The organism is Amycolatopsis japonica (assembly GCF_000732925.1).
Taxonomy (GTDB): Bacteria; Actinomycetota; Actinomycetes; order Mycobacteriales; family Pseudonocardiaceae; genus Amycolatopsis; species Amycolatopsis japonica.
This window is the reverse complement of sequence record NZ_CP008953.1, coordinates 2537163-2559642: the sequence shown is the minus strand read 5'-3', so window position 1 is coordinate 2559642 and position 22480 is coordinate 2537163. Positions and strand designations below refer to the sequence as shown.

The 22480-nt window shown below is 71.9% G+C and carries 2 protein-coding genes; both read right to left on the bottom strand.

Annotation, left to right across the window (positions count from 1 at the left end; genetic code table 11):
* Positions 1-105: 105 nt before the first annotated feature.
* Entirely contained in the window at positions 106-5316 is a 5211-nt protein-coding gene (locus AJAP_RS12275) for a type I polyketide synthase (RefSeq protein WP_038510801.1), read from the bottom strand.
* A gap of 3 nt (positions 5317-5319) precedes the next feature.
* Positions 5320-22470, bottom strand: a complete 17151-nt coding sequence (locus tag AJAP_RS12270; RefSeq protein WP_051972422.1) for a type I polyketide synthase — start codon at positions 22468-22470, stop codon at positions 5320-5322.
* Positions 22471-22480: the final 10 nt, after the last annotated feature.

Genomic DNA, 22480 nt, shown 5'->3' with positions numbered 1-22480 from the left:
CCACCGCCTCGGGGCTGTTGCGAAAGCCACTTTCGCAACGTTGAAGGTTGCGAAAGTGGCTTTCGCAATACCCGGGAACGACATGCCGAAACCATTCTTACCGAATCAAGAAGGCTTAAGCACATTATCGATGAAAGCGAACATTTCCTCGTCGTCCGCCGATTCGAGTTTTCCGTCGATTTCCTCAGCTGCGTCTTCCCCGCCTTGAAGCGTGCCCAGAAGGGCCCGCAGCCGGGCGGTGAGCCGGGCTCGTTCGGCCTCTCCGGGGTCGGCCGCGGTCAGCGCGGCGGCGAACCGGTCGAGTTCGGCGTCGAGGCCCGGTCCGGCGGCCTCGGTGGCCAGTTCGGCCGCCAGGTGGGCCGCGAGCGCTCCGGCGTTGGGCCGGTCGAAGACGAGCGTGGGCGGCAACCGCAGCCCGGTCGCCTCGGCGAGCCGGTTGCGCAGTTCCACGGCGGTCAGCGAGTCGAAGCCCAGTTCGAGGAACCCGCGGTCTTCGGCGATCGCGTCGGCCGATTCGTGCCCGAGCACGGCCGCCACCCGGACCCGCACCACCTCCAGCAGCAGCCGGACGCGTTCGGCCTCCGGTTTCCCGGCGAGGTCGCGTTTCAGTGCCTCGGCCGTGCCCGACGTCTCCCCCGACCGGCGCGCGGGAACGCGCACCAGGCCCCGCAGCAGGGCGGGGATCTCGGTGGCCGGGCGGCCCCGGAAGGCGGTCAGGTCGATTTTGGCGGGGACGAGCAGCCCGTCCGCGCCGGCCACGGCGGCGTCGAACAGCGCCAAGCCTTCCTCCGTGGACAGCGCGGTGACACCCGCGCGGGCCATCCGACGGACGTCGGTGTCGTCGAGTTCACCGGTCAGCTTGCTGCGTTCCGCCCAGAAACCCCAAGCGAGGGACACACCCGGCAGCCCCTCGGCGCGACGCTGGAGCATGAGGGCGTCGGCGTAGGCGTTCGCCGCGGCGTAGCCCGCTTGCCCCGGGTTGCCGAACACGCCGGCCGCCGAGGAGAACACGACGAACTTGCGGACCGGCCCGGCGAGTTCGTGCAGCACGCGGGCGCCATCGGCCTTCGGGGTCAGCACGGTGCCGAGCCGATCCGGGGTCAGGCCGTCGACGAGCCCGTCGTCGAGCACGGCCGCGGCGTGCACCACCGCGGTCACCGGATGGGCGGCCAGCAGGGCGCGCACCGCCGCCGGGTCCGCGACGTCGCAGGCCGCGACGGTGACCTGGGTGCCCCGCTCCGCCAGGTCCGCGATCAGGTCTTCCGCGCCGGTGCCCGTCCGCCCGGTCAGCACCAGTCCGCGTACACCGTGCCGGACGGCGAGATGCCGGGCCAGTGCCTGCCCGAGCCGTCCGGTGCCACCGGTGATCAGCACGACGTCGTCGGGCGTCCAGTCCGGTTCACCCGCGTCGGCGGCCGCGACCCGCGCGAGCCGCGGTACCAGCGGTTTGCCGTCGTGGACGGCGACCTGCGCTTCCCCTGTCGCCAGCGCGGTCCGGACCTCGTCGTCGGTCCGCGCGTCGATCAGCACGAACCGGCCCGGATGCTCGGCCTGGGCCGACCGCACCAGACCCCAGACCGCGGCTGTCACCGGATCCGGCGACGCGCTCGCCACCGCACCCGACGTGAGCACGACGGTCGTGGCCGTCGAATCCGCCTGGATCCGCTTCAGGACCTCCTCCAGGACCGGCCGCAGTTCGCCTTCGGGACAGCGCCACACCACCGGCTCTTCCGGCGACGGCGACCCCACCGGAGCGGGGACCCAGTCGAGCCGGAACAGCGAATCCCGGTGGCGTCCGAGCTGGGCCGGGGAAAACGGGCGCAGGCCCAGTTCCCCGACGGTCAGCACCGGCGTACCGCTGTCGTCGGCCACGGTGAGCGAGCCGCCGTCGGCGGTCGGGGTGAGCCGGACCCGGAGTTTCGACGCGCCCGTGGCGTGGAGGGTCACGCCGGACCACGTGAACGGCAAGCGCACGGTTTCGTCCCGGGCGCCGAGGCCGAGGGTGTGCAGCGCCGCGTCGAGCAGGGCCGGGTGCACGCCGAAGCGGTCCGCCTCCTCGCCCGCGGGCAGGTCGACCTCGGCGAACACATCGTCACCCTGACGCCAAGCCGCGCGCAGCCCCTGGAACACCGGTCCGTAGGCGAGGCCGAGTTCGGCGAAACGGTCGTAGAGATCGGTCACCGGCACCTCGGAGGCGCCGGGAGGCGGCCACTCAGCGAACGACACCGTCGAGGGCGTGCCCGCGAACAGCGTGCCTTGGGCGTTGCGGGTCCAGGGTTCGGCGGAGTCCTCCGGCCGCGAGTGCACGGACACGGCACGGCGGCCACGCTCGTCGGGCTCCCCGAGCACGACCTGCAGCGCCACGGGCCCGTCGAGGACGAGCGGGGCTTCCAAAGTCAGTTCGTCGATACTGTCGCAGCCCACGTCGCGACCCGCGCGCAAGGCGAGTTCGACGAACCCTGTACCCGGCAGGAGCACGGTGTCCAGGACGGCGTGATCGGCGAGCCAGGGCTGGGTTTCCGGCGAGATCCGACCGGTGAGGACGAGGCCGTCGCCGTCCGCGAGCGGCAGGGCGGCGCCGAGCAGCGGGTGGTCGACCACCGTCTGCCCGAACGCCGACGCGTCACCGCTCGCGGCGCCCGCTTCGAGCCAGAACCGCTTGTGCTGGAAGGCATACGTCGGCAGGTCGACCCGTTCGGCGGGCGGCAGCACGGCGGACCACGAGGGGCTCAGGCCCTGCGTATGGGCTTCGGCGAGCGACGCGACGAACCGCTCCGCACCACCCTCACCCCGACGCAAACTCCCCAGAGCGACAGCGTCCTCGCTGATCCCGGGAACCAGCACCGGATGCGGACTCGTCTCCACGAAGAACCGGAACCCGTCCTCCAGCAACCGATCCACCGTCTTCGCGAACTGCACCGTCCCCCGCAGATTCCGGAACCAATACCCAGCATCCAATTCCAGAGGCTCATCGGTCACCGTCGAGTAGAACGGGATCACCGGCGCATGCGGCGTCACATCCGCCAACGCCGACAAGACCTCCTGCTCGATCGCATCCACATGCGCCGAATGCGACGCGTAATCCACCGGGATCCGCTTCGCGCGCACGTCCAGCAGCTCACACCGCTTGATCAGCGCTTCCAACCCCGCGACGTCACCAGACACCACGACCGACGATGGGCCGTTCACCGCTGCCACCGACACACCTTCGGGCAACAACTCCCGAACACGGTCCTCCGAGGCAGCAACCGACACCATGCCACCGAGTCCCGACAACGCCAGAATCGCCTTACTCCGCAGGCAAACCACGCGCGCAGCGTCATCCAACGACAACGCGCCAGCCACACACGCAGCAGCGATCTCACCCTGCGAATGCCCCACCACGGCCGCGGGTTCCACACCACACGCCCGCCACAACCGCGCCAACGACACCATCACCGCGAACAACACCGGCTGCACCACATCAACCCGCTCCAACGCAGCCGCATCCGACAACACCTCAGACAACTTCCAGTCCACAAAGGACGACAAAGCCTTTTCGCACTCAGCCATCGACTCCGCGAACACCGGAGCAGCCACCACAAGCTCCTCCGCCATCCCCACCCACTGCGAACCCTGACCCGGGAACACGAAGACAGCCTTACCCGCCTCGGCGGTACCGGTCAGGACCCGCGCGGCGGGTTCGCCCTCGGCGAGGGAACGCAGGCCGCCGAGCAGTTCGCCGAGGTCTTCGGCGAGCACGACCGCCCGGTGCTGCAACGCCGACCGCGTGTCGGCGAGGGCTCGCGCGATGGCCTTCGGCGACGGCTCGCCTGTCAGATATCCAGCCAGCTTCGAAGCCTGGGCGGCCAAAGCCTCTTCACTGCGACCGGAAAGCACGAACGGCAAAGCCGCGGACTCGAGCACACGAGTGTCCACAAGAGACTCTGCTCCGACGGCAGGCGCCTGCTCCAGGATCACGTGCGCGTTGGTACCGCTGATCCCGAACGACGAGACCCCGGCCCGGCGGGGTTCCCCGGTCTCCGGCCATGGCTGTTCGCCGGTCAGCAGCGAAACCTCGCCCGCCGACCAGTCCACATGCGACGAAGGAGCATCGACGTGCAGAGTGCGTGGCGCGATCCCGTGCCGGATGGCCTGCACCATCTTGATCACCCCGCCGACCCCGGCCGCGGCCTGCGTGTGCCCGAGGTTCGATTTGAGGGAACCCAGCAGCAGCGGGCGTTCCCGATCCTGGCCGTAGGTCGCCAGCAGCGCCTGCGCCTCGATCGGGTCGCCGAGGGTGGTGCCGGTGCCGTGTCCCTCGACGACGTCCACCTGCCCCGGCGCGAGCCGGGCGTCGGCGAGCGCCTGGCGGATGACCCGTTGCTGAGCGGGACCGTTCGGTGCGGTGAGCCCGTTCGACGCGCCGTCCTGGTTGATGGCGCTGCCCCGCAGCACGGCGAGGATCTGGTGGCCGTTGCGCTGGGCGTCGGAGAGCCGTTCCACCAGCAGCATTCCGACGCCTTCGCCCCAGCCAGTGCCGTCGGCCGCGTCGGCGAAGGCCTTGCAGCGGCCGTCGGCGGCGAGCCCGCGCTGACGGCTGAAGTCGACGAACGCGGCGGGATGGGTCATCACGTTCACCCCGCCGACGAGGGCGAGCGTGCATTCCTCGCGACGTAAAGACTGCGCGGCGAGGTGCAGCGCGACCAGTGAAGACGAGCACGCCGTGTCGACCGAGACCGCCGGTCCCTCGAGACCGAGGGTGTAGGCGATGCGGCCGGAGGCGACGCTGCTGAAATTCCCGTTGCCGAGATAGGGCTCCAGCTCCGGCGGGATGTCGGTGAGCACGCCGGTGTAGTCGTTGTGGATGACGCCGGCGAAGACGCCGGTGCGGCTGCCGCGCAGGGTCGCCGGGTCGATCCCGGCGCGTTCCAGCACCTCCCAGGCCGCTTCCAGCAGCAGCCGCTGCTGCGGATCCATCGCCTGGGCCTCACGTGGTGAGATCCCGAAGAACGCGGCGTCGAAATCCCCGGCGTCGTAGAGGAATCCACCTTCGGAGACGTAGGTCTTGCCCGGGGTGTCGGGGTCGGGATCGAAGAGCCCGCCCAGATCCCAGCCCCGGTCGCCGGGGAACTCCGACAACGCGTCGGTCCCGGAGGCGACCAGGTCCCACAGCTGTTCGGGCGAGCGGACCCCGCCGGGGAAGCGGCAGCTCATCCCGACGACGGCGATCGGCTCGTGCCCGGCCTCCTCCAGCTCGACCAGCCTGCGCCGCGCGCGCCGCAGCTCACCGGTCGCCCATTTCAGGTTCTCCAGCAGTTTCTCATCGCCCGACACGGGTCACGACCTTCCGAATTCCTTGTGCAAGATGTCGAACAGCTCGTCGGCGCTGGCGTCGGCCAGGTCGCCGTCACCCTCGTCCGCGGCCGGGCCTCGGGATTCGGTCCACCGGGCGAGTACCGCGCGCAGCCGGTCGGTGATCCGGTCCGCGGTCTCGTCGTCGGTGACCGCCGCGGCCAGCGCGGTCTCCAGCCGGTCGAGGTCGGCCAGCACCGCCACCTCGGGCTCTGCGCCCGCCGGTTCGCCCAGTTCCACCAGCAGATGCCGGGCCAGCGCGGCCGGGCTCGGCTGATCGAAGACCAGCGTGGACGGCAGCCGCAGCCCGGTCGCCGCGCCGAGCCGGTTGCGCAGCTCGACCGCGGTCAGCGAGTCGAAGCCGAGGTCGCGGAAGGCCAGCTCCGGGCCGACCTTGGCGACCGACGCGTGGCCGAGCGCGGCCGCGGCGTACGAGCGCACCAGATCCAGCAGGAACGGCTCCCGGTCCGCGGCGGGCAATGCAGCCAGCCGCTGGGCTAGCGACGGCCCGCTCGTGGCGGCCGCTCCCGCGACCCGTTTGGCCGGAGCGCCCGCGAGAACCCGCAGCAGAGCGGGGACTTCGGTCTGGCCTCGGAGCGCGGCGGTGTCCAGATGCACGGGCACCAGCGCCGCGACGTCCCGTTCCCCCGCCGCGTCGAACAGCGCGAGACCATCCACAGAGGACAGTGGGCTGACCCCGGATCGCTTCATCCTGGCCACGTCCGCCTCGTCGAGGTGGCCGGTCATCGCGCTCCGCTCGGCCCAGAAGCCCCACGCCAGCGCCTGTCCGGCGAGCCCGTCTGCCCGGCGGTGCTGGGCCAGTGCGTCGAGGAAGGCGTTGGCCGCCGCGTAGTTCCCCTGTCCGGCGGCACCGAACGTCGCCGCGGACGAGGAGAACAGCACGAACGCGGCCAGTCCGAGGTCGCGGGTCAGTTCGTGCAGGTGGACCGCGGCGTCGACCTTCGGACGGAAGACGGTGCCGAGCCGGTCCGGGGTCAGCGCCGGGATCAACCCGTCGTCGAGCACACCGGCGGTGTGCACCACGGCGGTCAGCGGATGCTCCGGCGGTACCGAGCCGAGCAGTCCGGCGACGGCGGCGCGATCGGCGACGTCGCAGGCCACGACGGTCACCGTGGCCCCGAGCCCGGTCAGGTCCGCGACCAGTTCCCGCGCGCCCTCGGCGTCGAGCCCGCGCCTGCTCGTGAGCAGCAGCCGCCGGACGCCGCGCGTGGCCACCAGATGCCGGGCGAACAGACCGCCCAGCACGCCGGTGCCACCGGTGATCAGCACCGTGCCCTCGGGGTCGAGGACGGCGGGCGGTTCCAGCACGATCTTGCCCGTGTGCTTGGCCTGGCTGAGGAACCGGAACGCCTCGGGGGCGCGCCGGACGTCCCACGCGGTGGTCGGCAGCGGCCGCACCACGTCCTTGTCCGCCAGCGCCAGGAGTTCGCCGAGGATCTCCTGGATCCGGTCGTGCCCGGAGTCGATCAGGTCGAACGCGCGGTAGGTGACGCCGGGATGCGCGGCCGCGACCTCGTCCGCGTCACGGATGTCGGTCTTGCCCATCTCGACGAACCGGCCACCTTCGCGCACCAGGCGCAGCGACGCGTCGACGAACTCCCTGGCCAGGGAGTCCAGCACGAGGTCGACACCGCGACCGCCGGTCGCTTCGCGGATCTTGTCTTCGAAATCGAGTGTCCGGCTGGAAGCGATGTGGTCGTCGTCGAAGCCCATCGACCGCAGCGTGTCCCATTTCGCGGGGCTCGCGGTCACGTAGATCTCGGCGCCGAAGTGCCGGGCCAGCTGGACCGCGGCCATCCCCACGCCACCGGCGGCGGCGTGGATCAGCACGGTCTGCCCCGGCCGCAGCTCACCGAGGTCGGCCAGGCCGACATACGCGGTGAGGAACGCGACGGGCGCCGACGCGGCCTCGGTGAACGACCAGTCGTCCGGGACGGGCGCGATCAGCTTCCGGTCGGCGACGGCGACCGGGCCGAACGACGCGTCGAACATGCCCAGCACGCGGTCGCCCGGCGCCAGATCGGTGACGCCGGGGCCGGTCTCGGTGACCACGCCCGCGCCTTCCCCGCCGATGCCTTCCTGCCCCGGGACGAGCCCGAGGGCCACCACGACGTCCCGGAAGTTGAGCCCGGCCGACCGCACGGCGATACGGACCTGCCCCTCGGCGAGCGGAGCCAGCAGGTCGGGCCGGTCCCGCAGCACCAGGTTCTCCAGGGTGCCGCCACCGAGAGTGTCGACCGTCCACGCGCGGCTGCCCGAAGGCGGGACGAGCGACGTGTCTGCGGACGCCTTGACCAGCCGGGCGCCGAGCACCGTTCCGGCCCGCACCGCGAGCTGGGGCTCGTCGAGCGCGAGCGCCTCAGCCCACCCAGCCTCGGAGCCGTCTGTGTCGAGAAGACCGAACCGGCCGGGGTTCTCCTCCTGCGCCGTGCGCACGAGACCCCAGACCGTCGCGGTGGCCGGGTCGGACACCGGTTCGTCCGCGGCCACCGAGACCGCGCCCGAAGTCCGGAACACCAGCCTGGCGCCGGAGAACCGGTCGTCCGCCAGCCAGTTTTGGACGAGCGCCAGCGCTTCCCTTGCGGCGACGTGCGCGCCCTCGGCGAGGTCGCCGGTGACGGGTGCGCAGGTCGTGACGACCACATCGGGTTCCGGCCGGCCCGCGTCGAGATCCGCCGCGAGCTCCGCCAGGTCTGTGCAGTCTTCACCGAGCACGACGATCGACGGCGCGAGGACGTCCTTTGTGGACAGATCCGTCCATTGGACCTGGAACAGCGAATCCGCCGGATCCCGCCGGGCACCGGCGAGCTGCGCCTCGGCCACCGGCCGGAACACCACGGAGCCGATCGAGGCGACCGGCGCCCCGGCGGTGTCGGCGAGGTCCACCGTCACCGCGTCCTCCCCGGCGGGGGAAAGCCGGACGCGCAGGCTCGGCGCGCCGACGGCCGACAGCGAGACCTCGTTCCACGCGAACGGAAGCCGCAGTTGCCCGTCGTCGGGGAGCAGCCCGAAGCCCAGCGCGTGCAGGGCGGCATCGAGGAGCGCGGGGTGCAGGCCGAACGCGGCGGCCTCGGCGATCCGGTCCTCCGGGAGGGCGATCTCGGCGAACACGTCGTCGCCCCGGCGCCACGCGGCGCGCAGCCCGCGGAACGCCGGACCGTAGCCGTAACCCAGTTCCGCGAGGCCTTCGTAATGGCCGTCGAGGGAGATCGGTTCAGCTCCCGCGGGCGGCCACTGGGTCAGGTCCGCCACGGACGTCTCCCCGTCCGCGGCAAGCAGGCCGGTCGCGTGCCGGATCCAGTCCGTACCACCGGTTTCGGCCCGGGAGTACACGGCGACCTCGCGGGTGCCGTCGTCAGCGGACGCTCCGACGGTCACCTGCAGCCGCGCGCTCCCGGACTCCCCGAGGACGAGCGGCGCCTCGATGGTCAGTTCGGCGATCCGGCCGCAGCCGGTGCGCTCCCCCACCGTGAGCGCCAGATCCACGAGCGCCGCGCCGGGCAGCAGCAGCGCGCCTCCGACGGCGTGATCGGGCAGCCAGGTCTGGTTCCGCGCCGAGATCCGGCCGGTGGCCACCAGGCCGTCGCTGCCGGCCAGCGGGACGACGGCCCCGAGCAGCGGATGCCCGCCATCGTCCAGACCGGCCTGTCCGGGGTCGGCGGAAGACCGCGTCCGCAGCCAGTAGTGCTCGTGCTGGAAGGCGTAGGTCGGCAGGTCGATGCGAGTTCCGGGGGCCAGCGCCGCCCAATCCGGGCTGAGGCCGTGGACATGGGCTTCGGCCAGCGAGGTGAGGAATCGGAGCGGCCCTCCCTCGTCCCGGCGCAGGCTGCCGACCGCGACGGCGCGTTCTCCCGCGTCCTCGGCGGTGTCGGCGATCCCGGTGACCAGGACCGGATGCGGGCTCGCCTCGACGAAGAACCGGAACCCGTCGTCGAGCAGCCGCCGGACGGCCTGTCCGAAGTGGACGGTCCCGCGCAGGTTCCGGAACCAGTACGCCGCGTCCACCACGGGATCGAGCGGCTCCCCCGCCACCGTCGAGTAGAACGGGATCTCCGGCACCCGCGGCTCGATCCCGTCGAGCGCGGCCAGGACGTCCTGTTCGATCGCGTCGACGTGCGCGGAATGTGACGCGTAATCCACCGGGATTCGCTTGGCACGCAACCCATTCTCTTCGCAAGCGGCCATGAGTGCGTCCAGACCGGCGACGTCACCCGACACCACCACGGACGCGGGACCGTTCACCGCGGCGAGCGACACACCCTCGGGCAGCAGCTCGCGGACCCGGTCTTCGGGAGCGGCGACGGAGACCATGCCGCCCCGGCCCGAAAGCGCCGTGATCGCCTTGCTGCGCAGGCAGACCACCCGCGCCGCGTCGTCGAGCGACAGCGCGCCGGCGACACACGCCGCCGCGATCTCGCCCTGGGAGTGACCGACGACGGCGGCAGGTTCGATACCACTGGCACGCCACAGCCTGGCCAGCGACACCATCACCGCGAACAAGGCGGGCTGCACGACGTCGACCCGCTCCAGCGCGGTCGCGTCCGAGAGCACCTCGGTCAGTTTCCAGTCCACATAGGACAGGAGGGCCGCTTCGCACTCGGCCATCGACTCGGCGAACACGGGCGCGGACGCCAGCAGTTCCACCGCCATCCCGGCCCACTGCGACCCCTGACCGGGGAAGACGAACACCGATTTCCCGCTGGTCGCGATTCCGGTCACCACCGAACCCGACGGCTCACCCGCGGCCAGTGCGGCCAACCCGGCGACCGGGTCCTCGCCAACGACGACGGCCCGATGCTCCAGCGTGGTCCGCGCGGTCGCCAGCGAATACGCCACGTCCACCGGGCGTTCGCCGGTCAGGAAGGACTTCAGCCGTGCCGCCTGCGCGGCCACGGCCTCGGGTTCCTTGGCCGACAGCGGCCAGGCGACGACGTCACCGAGCAGCCCCGATGCCGGTTCGTCCCGTGTCTCGGCCGCTTCGGCCTGTTCGAGGACGACGTGCGCGTTGGTACCGCTCATCCCGAACGACGACACCGCCGCTCGGCGCGGGCCGCCGGTCTCCGGCCACGGGGTCGGCTCGGTCGCGAGCTCGACCCGGCCCGCCGCCCAGTCGACCCGCGATGTCGGCGTGTCGACGTGCAGCGTGCGCGGCAGCGTCCCGTGGCGCATCGCGAGCACCATCTTGATCACTCCAGCGACACCCGCCGCCGCTTGCGTGTGCCCGATGTTCGACTTGACCGAACCGAGGAGCAACGGCCGTTCCCGGTCCTGGCCGTAGGTCGCCAGCAGGGCCTGCGCCTCGATCGGGTCGCCCAGCGTGGTCCCGGTTCCGTGCGCTTCGACGGCGTCCACTTCGGACGGTTCGAGCCGCGCGTTCGCCAGTGCCTGACGGATCACCCGCTGCTGCGAAGGGCCGTTCGGCGCGGTGAGGCCGTTCGACGCGCCGTCCTGGTTGACCGCGCTGCCCCGCAGCACCGCGAGCACCGGATGCCCGTTGCGACGGGCGTCGGAAAGCCGCTCCACGAGCAGCATCCCGGCGCCTTCACCCCAGCCCGTGCCGTCGGCGCCGTCGGCGAACGCCTTGCAGCGACCGTCCGCGGCCAACCCGCGCTGACGGCTGAACTCGACGAACGTGCCCGGCGTGGCCATCACGGTCACCCCACCGGCCAAGGCCAACGAACATTCGCCCTGCCGCAGCGCCTGCGCCGCCAGATGCAGCGCGACCAGCGACGACGAACACGCCGTGTCGACGGTGACCGCGGGACCTTCGAGCCCGAAGGTGTACGAAACGCGGCCCGAGGCGACGCTCGCCGAGGTACCGGTGGCCAGGTAGCCCTCGACCCCGTCGGGGACCTCCGCCGAACTGGACACGTATTCGTTGTCCATCACCCCTGCGAACACGCCGGTACGGCTGCCGCGCAGCGTGGCCGGATCGATCCCGGCGCGTTCGAACGCCTCCCACGACGTCTCCAGCAGGAGCCGTTGCTGCGGATCCATCGCCAGCGCCTCGCGCGGCGGGATCCCGAAAAAGCCCGCGTCGAACTCCCCGGCGGTTTCCAGGAAGGCGCCTTGGCGGGTGTAGGAGGTGCCCCGGCGGTCCGGGTCGGTGTCGAACAGCCGCTCCAGGTCCCAGCCGCGGTCGGCGGGGAACTCGCCCAGCGCGTCCTTGCCTTCGGCCAGCAGCGCCCAGAGCCGTTCGGGGGTGTCGGCGTGGCCGGGGAAGCGGCAGCTCATCGCGACGATCGCGATCGGTTCGTCGGCCGTCACCGCCGCCTGTCCGGTCTCGGGCCCGCCCTGCGCACCCAGGACGCCCTCGCCGATGTGGGCGGCGAGTGCCTCCGGGGTCGGATAGTCGAAGATCAGCGTCGCCGGCAGCCGCAGCCCGGTGGCGGCGGTGAGCCGGTTGCGCAGTTCGACGGCGGTCAGGGAGTCGAATCCGATCTCCTGGAAGGACCGCGTGGCCTCGACCGCGTCCGCCGCGGTGTGCCCGAGCACGGTCGCGGAATGGGTGCGCACGAGGTCGACCAGCAGGGTCGCCCGGTCGGCGGCGGGCACGGCGAGGAGCCGGTCCCGCAACGAGTCCGCGTCACCGGTGGTCCCGGCGGACGCGGCGCGGCGTACCGGGCCGCGGGCGAGGCCGCGCAGCAACGGCGGAAGGCCGTCCGCGCCCATCGCGGTGACGTCCAGGCGCATCGGCACCAGCACCGGTTCCGCCAGCGCGCCCGCGGCGTCGAAGAGCTCCAGACCATCCTGTGTGGACAGTGCGGCGCTACCGCTCTGGGCCATCCTGGCCAGTTCGGCCTCGCCGAGCGTCCCGCCCATGCCGCCCGTTTCGGCCCACAGACCCCACGCCAGCGATCGCGCGGGCAGCCCGTGCACGGCGCGCCGGACGCTGAGCGCGTCCAGGAAACCGTTCGCGGCGGCGTAGTTCGCCTGTCCGGCGTTGCCGAAGACTCCGGCCGCCGAGGAGAAGACGACGAACTCGGCGAGATCCGCGCCAGTGGTCAGTTCGTGCAGGTTCAGCGCCGCGTCGACCTTCGGCCGCAGCACCTTCGCCAGCCGCTCCGGGGTCAGCGAGCCGACGAGACCGTCGTCGAGGACACCCGCCGTGTGCACCACGCCGGTCAACGGATGCGCGGCCGGGATCCCGGCGAGGACGGCGGCGAGCGCGTCGCGATCCGCCGCGTCGCACGCCTCGACCGTCACCGACGCGCCCGCTTCGGTGAGTTCGGCGACCAACTCGGAGACACCCGGCGCGTCGTGCCCGCGCCTGCTGGTCAGCAGCAGCCGCCGGACGCCGCGTTCGCGCACCAGATGCCGGGCGAAGAGCGCGCCGAGGGCGCCCGTTCCCCCGGTGACGAGCACGGTGCCGCCGGGATCGAGGGCGGCGGGCATGGTCAGCACGTTCTTGCCGACATGCTTGGCCTGGCTGAGGAAACGGAACGCGTCGGGGCCGCGCCGGACGTCCCACGCGGTGACCGGCAACGGCGTCAGCGCCCCGGCCGCGAACAGCTCCAGCAGCGCGGCGAGCATCTCGTGGATGCGTTCGGGTCCGGCGTCGATCACGTCGAAGGGGTGGTACTCCACCCCGGTCTCCCCCGGTTCGCGGATGTCGGTCTTGCCCATCTCGGCGAACCGCCCACCCGGGGCCAGCAGCCGCAGGGACGCGTCGACGTAGTCGCCGGCCAGCGAGTTCAGGACGACGTCGACCCCGCGTCCGGCGGTGGCGGCGCGGAACTTCTCCTCGAAGCCCAGGTCACGGGAGGACGAGAGGTGGGTGTCGGCGAAACCGTTGGCACGCAAGGTGTCCCACTTGCCCGGACCGGCGGTGCCGAACACCTCGGCCCCGGCGTGACGGGCCAGCTGGGTCGCGGCCATGCCGACGCCGCCCGCCGCCGCGTGCACCAGGATCGACTCTCCCGCTTGGAGTCGCGCGAGGTCGAACAGGCCGTAGTAGGCGGTGAGGAACACGATCGGGACCGAGGCCGCCGTGGCGAACGACCAGTCGTCCGGCATCTTCGCCAGCGTCCGGTGGTCGGTGACGACCTGAGGTCCGAAGCCGTTCGACATCAGGCCGAACACGCGGTCGCCGACGTCGAGACCGGTGACACCGGGCCCGATCTCGGTGATCACGCCCGCGCCTTCACTGCCGAGGGTGGCCGCGCCCGGGTACATGCCCAGCGCGATCAGGACGTCGCGGAAGTTGAGGCCGGCGGCCCGCACCGCGATCCGGACCTCGCCCTCGGCCAGCGGCGCGACCGCTTCGGGCGACGGCACCAGCGTGAGGTTCTCCAGGGTGCCGCGGCCGGTGGTGTCCAGCCGCCAGGCGCCCTCGGGCGGGGTCAGTTCCGTGGACGAGGCGGTGGTGGCCAGCCGCGGTGCGAGAGCCCGGCCGTCGCGGAGAGCGAGTTGCGGCTCGTCGACGGCCAGGATCCGGCCGTCGGGCAAGGTCTCGGCGTCGACCAGCACGAACCGCCCGGGGTTCTCCGACTGTGCGGCACGCACCAGTCCCCAGACCGCGGCGTGCGCGAGGTCGGTCACCGCTTCGCCGTCGCCCGCGGCGACCGCGCCCCGGGTGTGGACGACGAGCGGACCGTCCGGCTCGTCTTCGAGCCATCGCTGGACGATTCCGAGGACGGCGGCCGTCGTCTCGTGGACACGCTCGGCGGAGTCTCCGCCGAGCGGCACGGAGAAAACGGACTCCGTGGGCAGGGCTTCGCCGGTCTCCGGGAGCGGGACCGGACGCCAGCCGACCCGGTAGAGCGAGTCGTGTCCCTTGCGCGCCAAGGCGTCGCCCGAGATCTCGCGCAGCGTCAACTCTTCGGCTGAGACGACCGGGCGGCCGGTGCCGTCGGCGACCAGGACCTCGAACCCGTCGGGACCGGACGGCCGCAGCCGGACACGGAGCCGGGTCGCGCCCGCGGCGTGCAGGCGTACGCCGGACCAGGCGAACGGGAGCCGCGTGCCGTCGTCGCCGCCCGCGAGGCCGAGGGTGTGGAGCGCGGCGTCGAGCAGCGCCGGATGGACACCGAACCGCGCTGCGTCGGCGTGCTGTTCCTCCGGGAGTTCGACCTCCGCGAACAGGTCTTCACCCGCTCGCCACGCCGCCCGGAGGCCACGGAACGCGGGGCCGTACTCGAGACCGGTGGCGGCGAGGCGCGCGTAGACGTCACCCACCTGGACGGCTTCGGCGTTCTGCGGCGGCCAAGTCGTCAACCCGGCCGGTTCGACGGCTCCGGCGGCCGAAAGCAGCCCGGTCGCGTGCCGCTGCCAGCCGTCTTCGCCTTCCTCACGTGAGTGGATCTCGACGGTCCGGCGACCGGTGTCGTCGGCCGTGCCGACCAGCACGGACAGCTGGGTCGCACCGCGTTCGGGCAGGACGAGCGGCGTTTCGAGGGTCAGATCTTCGAGGTGGCCGCAGCCGGCCTCGTCTCCCGCGCGCAGGGCGATCTCGACGAACGCGGTGCCCGGCAGCAGAACCACGCCGCCGACCCGGTGTTCGGCCAGCCACGGCTGGGCGTGCCCGGACAACCGACCGGTGAGCAGGAATCCGCCGTCGCCCGGCAGGGCCGCGGCCGCGCCGAGCAGCGGGTGATCGGTGGTGCCGAGCCCGGCTGCAGTGACGTCGCCCGCCGCACCGCCTGCCGACGAAAGCCAGAAACGGCGGTGCTGGAAGGCATACGTGGGCAAGTCGACGGGACGGCCGCCGCCGAGCAGGGCCGCCAGATCGACGTCCACGCCGTGGGCGTGCAGGCCCGCGACCGCCGTCAGCAGCGTCTCCACCTCCGGCCGGTCGCGCCGGAGTGCCGGAACGACGACCGCGTCCTCGGCGCTTTCCTTGGCCATTGCGGTCAGGACGCCGTCCGGCCCGATCTCCAGGAACCGCGTGACACCCTCGGCTTCCAGGAACTTGACCGACTCGTGGAACCGCACCGCATCACGGACGTGCCGGACCCAATAGTCCGAAGTAGACACTTCCGTCAACCCACCCGACACGATCGGAATCCTCGGCACCGCAAATGTCAGGCTGTCGGTGACGGCGCGGAACTCGTCCAGCATCGGTTCCATCAACGGCGAATGGAACGCGTGACTCACCATGAGGCGCTTGCTCTTGCGTCCCTCGAACTGAGAGACCACCGCGACAACGGCGTCCTCGTCACCCGAGACCACCACCGACTCCGGGCCGTTGATCGCCGCCAGGGAAACCCGCTCGGTCAGCAGCGATGTCACCTCGGCCTCAGTCGCCTGAAGAGCCACCATCGCGCCGCCGGTGGGCAAGGCCTGCATCAACCGGCCGCGTGCCGACACCAGCTTGGCGGCATCGTCGAGGGAAAGCACGCCCGCGACGTGGGCGGCCGCGATCTCGCCGACCGAGTGACCGGCGAGGAAGTCCGGCCGGACACCCCAGCTCTCGACCAAACGGAACAACGCCACTTCAAGCGCGAACAACGCGCACTGCGTATTGGCGGTCTGGTTCAGCTCATCCGACGACAAGTCCCTGAGCGGCTGTTCGAAGCGGGAACACACCTCGTCATAAGCCTCGGCGAACACCGGAAAGCGCTCAGTCAGCTCAAGACCCATCCCGAGCCGCTGACTGCCCTGACCGGTGAACAGGAAAGCCGTCCGGCCCTCCGTCGCACGACCGGTGATGGCGAGGTTTTCCAGCCCGGCCAGCAGGGTTTCGCGGTCCGCGGCCACGACGGCCGCCCGGTGCTCCAGTGCCGCGCGGGTGGTCACCAGCGAGAACGCGACGTCGGTCAAGGCGGCGGGTGTCTCGGCGAGGAAGTCCCTCAACCGCGACGCTTGGTCGTGCAGGGCCGCTTCACTCCCGGCGGAGAGGACGAACGGCGCCAGTCCCTCACCGGATTCGGCGGCCTCCACCGGAGCGGGCCCCTGCTCCAGGACGATATGCGCGTTGGTCCCGCTGATCCCGAACGACGACACCGCCGCGCGCCGGGGCCGTCCGGCCTCCGGCCAGGGCCGCGCCTCGGTCAGCAGGGAGATCGCACCCGCCGCCCAGTCCACATGGGACGACGGTTCGGTGACGTGCAACGTCTTCGGCAGCACCCCGTGACGCATCGCCTCGACCATCTTGATCACGCCCGCCACCCCGGCGGCCGCCTGGCTGTGCCCGATGTTCGACTTGATCGACCCGAGCCACAGCGCGGCGTCCTCCCGGCCCTGACCGTAGGTCGCCAGCAACGCCTGCGCCTCGATCGGGTCGCCCAGCGTGGTGCCGGTCCCGTGCGCCTCGACGGCATCCACTTCGGATGGTTCCAGACGCGCGTCCGCCAAAGCCCGCCGGATCACCCGCTGCTGCGAAGGACCGTTCGGCGCGGTGAGCCCGTTGGACGCGCCGTCCTGGTTCACCGCGGAACCGCGGACGACGGCCAGGATCCGGTGCCCGTTGCGCTCGGCGTCGGAGAGCCGCTCAACGAGCAGCATGCCGACGCCTTCGGACCAGGACGTGCCGTCCGCACCGTCCGAAAAGGACTTCGAGCGGCCGTCCGGCGCCAAGCCTCGCTGACGGCTGAAGTCGACGAACGTCTCCGGGGTGGCCATCACGGTCACCCCGCCGGCCAGCGCGAGCGAGCATTCGCCGCGGCGCAACGCCTGAGCCGCCAGGTGCAGCGCCACCAGCGACGACGAACATGCGGTGTCGACGGTGACGGCCGGGCCTTCGAGGCCGAAGGTGTAGGAAACCCGCCCGGACAGCACACTTCCGGAGTTGCCGGTGCCGAGGTAACCCTCGACGTCGTCGGGAACGACCGTGGCACCGGTGAGGTAGTCGTGGTACATCTGCCCGGCGAAGACGCCGGTGTCGCTGCCCCGCAGCGTTCCGGGGTCGATCCCGGCCCGTTCGAAGGCCTCCCACGAGACCTCCAGCAGCAGCCGCTGCTGGGGGTCCATGCCCAGTGCCTCACGCGGCGAGATCCCGAAGAAACCGGCGTCGAAATCGCCTGCCTCGTGGAGGAATCCGCCCTCGCGCACGTAGCTCTTCCCCGCCTTGCCGGGGTCCGGGTCGTAGAGGCCGTCCACGTCCCAGCCTCGGTCGGCCGGGAAGAGCGAGATGCCGTCGCGGCCCTCCGCGACCAGCCGCCAGAGGTCCTCCGGTGAGGCGACCCCGCCGGGGTAACGGCACGCCATGCCGATGATGGCGATCGGCTCGTCGGCCACGGTCGCAGGCCGCCGGACCGGAACGTCGGGCGCGGCGCCGAACAGTTCGGCGGCGAGCAACTCCGCGAGCGCCTTCGGGGTGGGGTGGTCGAACACCGCGGTCGCGGGCAGCCGGAGCCCGGAGACGGCGTTGAGACCGTTGCGCAGTTCCACCGCGGTCAGCGAGTCGAAACCCAGCTCCCGGAACGGGCGGGCCGGTTCGACGGCTCCGGCGTCCCGGTGGCCGAGCACGTCGGCGACCTGGCCGCGCACCAGCGCGAGCAGTTCCCGGTCTCGTTCCTCGGCGGGCAGCGACGCCAGCCGGTCACGCAGTTCCCGCGCGGCGGGGGCGGCCGACGCGGTTCGCCGGGATTTCCCGGCGAAGGCCCGCAGGAGCGGGACGTCCGTAACACTCGTGCGAAGGGCGGGCACGTCGAGCCGCATCGGCACGAACAGCGCTTCCTCCGCTCCCACGGCGAAGTCGAAGAGGGTCAAGGCGTCGGCGGCCGGGAGCGGCAGCAGCCCGGAGCCCGCCATCCGCGCGCGATCGGTTCCGGCGAGCGCGCCCGCCATCCCGTCGCCGGTCTCCCAGAGCCCCCACGCGAGCGAGGTCGCGGGCAGTCCGCGTTCGCGGCGGCGCGCGGCCACCGCGTCGAGGGCGGCGTTGGCGGCGGCGTAGTTGGCCTGTCCCGCGCTGCCGAGCACGCCGGCCGCGGAGGAGAAGAACACGAGGTGGGCGTCGCCGGCCAGTTCGTCGAGCAGGAGCGCGCCGTCCACTTTGGACCTGAACACGGTTTCGAACCGGTCCGGGGTCAGGTCGGCGAGCAGGCCGTCGTCGAGCACACCCGCGGCATGGACGACCGCGGTGAGCGGAACGCCGTCGAGCAACGCCGTCAGCTGGTCGCGGTCCGCGACGTCGCAGGCGACGATACGCGCCTGGGCGCCGAGGTCCGCCAGTTCGGCGGCCAGCTCGTTCGCGCCTTCCGCGGCGGAACCGCGGCGACCGGCGAGAATCAGGTTCCGCACACCACGTCGCGTGACGAGGTGACGGGCGAGTTCGGCGGCGAGCGCACCGGTGCCGCCGGTGATCAGGACCGTTCCGTCCGGATCCCAGCCCGGTCCGGTTTCACCACCGCGCACCGGGGTGAGCCGCGGGACACGGACCTCGCCCTCGCGCACGACGGCTTCGGTCTCGCCGGAGGCCACGATCCCGGCCAGCAGGCCGTCCGAGAGCGTGGTGGGGTCGTCGGCGTCGACGAGCACGAACCGGCCGGGGTACTCCTCCCGCGCCGAACGCACCAGTCCCCAGACCGCGGCCTGCGCCGGATCGGTGAACGCGCCACTGGTCAGGAACACCACGGGATCCTCGCCCGGCTCCACGGCGATCTCCCAGGCGTGCGCCGTCGCGTGCCGGACGTCCGCGAAGTCCACAAAGGACTCCACGGCCGGCTCCCCTGCCCCGGCGGGCACCGTCACCGGCGTCCAGGTGACGCGGAACAGCGAGTCTCGGGGAAGCGACGCGGCCGCGGCGACCGGAGCCCGCAGGCTGAGCGAGCCGACCGACAGCACCGGAGCTCCGGCGGGATCGGTCGCGAAAACGGAGACGGCGCCGTCACCCGCAGGGCTGAGACGGACCCGGAGCACCGTCGCGCCGTCGGCGTGCAGGCGGAGATCCGACCAGGCGAAGGGGATCTCCAGCCCCCGCGATTCGCCGACGCCGATGGCGTGCAGCGCGGAGTCGAACAACGCGGGATGGATCCCGAAGGTGCCAGGGGTGTCGTCCACCTCGACTTCGGCGAACACGTCGCCATCGCGGGTCCAGACGGCACGAACCCCCTGGAAGGCGGGACCGTAGCCGAGCCCTTCGGCCCTCAGGTTCGGGTAGAAGTCTTCGAGGTCGACCGGCTCCGCACCCGTGGGCGGCCACTCGGTCATCTCGTCCTGTGTGGACAATGCAGCACCGAGGACGCCGGACGCGTGCCGCACCCAGACGTCGTCGTCCTCCGGCCGGGCGTGCACGGTGACCGAGCGCCTGCCCTGGTCGTCCGCGGCGCCGACCGCGACCTGCAGCTGGACGCCGCCCTTCTCGGGCAGCACCAGCGGCGCTTCCAGATTCAGTTCCTCGACGGCTTCGCACCCGGCCTCGTCGGCGGCCGCGAGCGCGAGTTCCGCGAAGGCGGTGCCGGGCAGAAGGACGTTTCCGCCGACGACGTGGTCGGCCAGCCACGGCAGCGTGCTCAGCGAGATCCTGCCCGTCAGGAGGATCTCGTCCTCGCCCGCCGGCCGGACGGCGGCGGCGAGCAGGGCGTGCGGCGACGCGTCCAGCCCGGCGGCGGAGACGTCGCGGTGAGCGGCACCGGATTCGAGCCAGAAGTGCTCGTACTGGAACGGATACGTGGGCAGATCGACGCGCCGGGCACCGGCGAACAGCGGCGCCCAGTCGACCTCGGCCCCATGGACGTGCAGTCCGGCGACCGCCGTCAGCAGGGTCGTCACCTCGGGGCGATCCCGTCGCGAAGCCGGGAGGACGGCCGCGTCCTCGGCGCTTTCCTTGGCCATGGCGGTCAGGACGGCGTCGGGCCCGATCTCCAGGAACCGCGTGACGCCCTCGGCCTTCAGGAATTCGACCGACTCGTGGAACCGCACCGCGTCACGGACGTGCCGAACCCAATAGTCCGAAGTGGACACTTCGGCCAAGCCGCCGGACACGATCGAGATCCGCGGCTCGGCGAAGGCCAGCCCCTCCACCACCGCGCGGAAGTCGTCGAGCATCGGCTCCATCAACGGGGAGTGGAACGCGTGACTCACCGTGAGGCGCTTGCTCTTGCGTCCCTCGAACTGGGAAACCACCGCGGCGACAGCGTCTTCGTCGCCCGACACGACCACCGACTCCGGACCGTTGATCGCGGCCAGCGACACCCGCTCCGTCAGCAACGGAGTCACTTCGGCCTCAGTCGCCTGAAGAGCCACCATCGCGCCGCCGCTCGGCAACGCCTGCATCAGGCGACCACGAGCCGACACCAACGTCACCGCGTCTTCGAGCGACAGCACACCCGCGACGTGGGCCGCCGCGATCTCCCCGACGGAATGCCCCGCCAGGAAGTCCGGCCGGATGCCCCAGCTCTCCACCAAGCGGAAGAGCGCCACCTCGTACGCGAACAACGCGCACTGCGTGTTCGCCGTCTGGTTCAGCTCCTCGGCGGACAGCTCCGCGATCGGTCGCTCGAATCGCGAGGAGACGTCGTCGAAGGCCTCGGCGAACACCGGGAAACGCTCGGCCAGCTCCCGGCCCATCCCGAGCCGCTGGCTGCCCTGGCCCGCGAACAGGAACGCCGTCCCGCCGTCCGTCGCCCGCCCTTCCAGCAAAGAAGCGGTGAGCAAGTCGTCCAGCGTGCCGACGACGGCGGCCCGATGTTCCAGGGCGGTCCGCGTGGTGGCCAGCGAGAACGCGAGGTCCGCCGCGGTGACGTCCGAATCCCGCGCGAGCTCCCGCACGCGTGCCAGCTGCTCGCGCAGGGCGGCTTCGGTCTTGCCGGACAGCACGAACGGCACCGGCCCCGCGAGCGTGGAGGGCGGTTCTTCTTCCTCGGCGGGCTGTTCGAGGACGACGTGCGCGTTGGTCCCGCTGATCCCGAACGAGGACACCGCGGCGCGCCGGGGGCGATCCGTCTTCGGCCACGGCTCGGCTTCGGTCAGCAACGTGACCGCGCCCTCGGACCAGTCCACATGGGACGTCGGCGTGTCGACATGCAGGGTCTTCGGCAGCACACCGTGCCGCATCGCCTCGACGAGTTTGATGATCGACGCGACCCCGGCCGCGGCCTGGCTGTGCCCGATGTTCGACTTCACCGAACCGAGCCAGAGCGGGGTGTTCCGGTCCTGGCCGTAGGTGGCCAGCAAAGCCTGGGCCTCGATCGGGTCGCCGAGCCGGGTGCCCGTGCCGTGCGCCTCCATGGCGTCCACATCGGACGGTGCGAGCCGCGCGTTCGCCAGCGCCTGCCGGATGACCCGTTGCTGGGAAAGACCGTTGGGCGCGGTGAGCCCGTTCGAGGCGCCGTCCTGGTTCACCGCGGATCCGCGGACGACGGCGAGGACGCGGTGCCCGTTGCGCCGGGCGTCGGAGAGCCGCTCGACGAGCAGCATGCCCGCGCCTTCACCCCAGGCGGTGCCGTCCGCGGCCTCGGCGAACGCCTTGATCCGCCCGTCCGCCGCGAGCCCGCGCTGACGGCTGAAGTCCACGAACGCCGCCGGGTTGGCCATCACGGTCACCCCGCCCGCCAGCGCGAGCGAACATTCACCCTGCCGCAACGCCTGTGCCGCCAGATGCAGCGCCACCAGCGACGACGAACACGCCGTGTCGACCGTGACCGCCGGGCCTTCGAGCCCGAAGGTGTAGGAAACGCGCCCGGAGGCGATGCTCGCGAAACTCCCGTTGCCGAGATACGGCTCGAGGTCCGCGGGCGGCGTGCCCGCGATGGCCGAGTACTCGTTGTGGATGACCCCCGCGAACACGCCGGTCCGGCTGCCCCGCAGGGAATCCGGGGCGATCCCCGCGCGTTCGATCGCCTCCCAGGAGATCTCCAGGAGCAACCGCTGCTGCGGGTCCATCGCCAGCGCCTCGCGCGGCGAGATCCCGAAGAACGCCGGGTCGAATCGGGCGGCGTCGTGCAGGAAACCGCCTTCCCGGACGTAGCTCTTACCCGGTTTGCCCTGCTCGGGGTCGTAGAGTCCGTCGAGGTCCCAGCCGCGGTCGGCCGGGAATCCGGTGAGGCCCGTGCGTTCCCCGGCGACCAGGTCCCACAGTTCCTCCGGCGAGCGGACCCCGCCTGGGTAACGGCAGGCCATGCCGATGATCGCGATGGGCTCGCCGGTCAGGCGCCGGTTCTCCCCGCGCAGGCGGTCGGCTTCCTTCAGCGCCGCCCGCAGGGCCTCGACGACCTTGTTCTCGGATGTGGACATCGCAGCTCCA

Bases quoted from the DNA above. Each gene is read 5' to 3' on its own strand.
- AJAP_RS12270 (WP_051972422.1), bottom strand. From the start codon at position 22,470: ATGTCCACATCCGAGAACAAGGTCGTCGAGGCCCTGCGGGCGGCGCTG.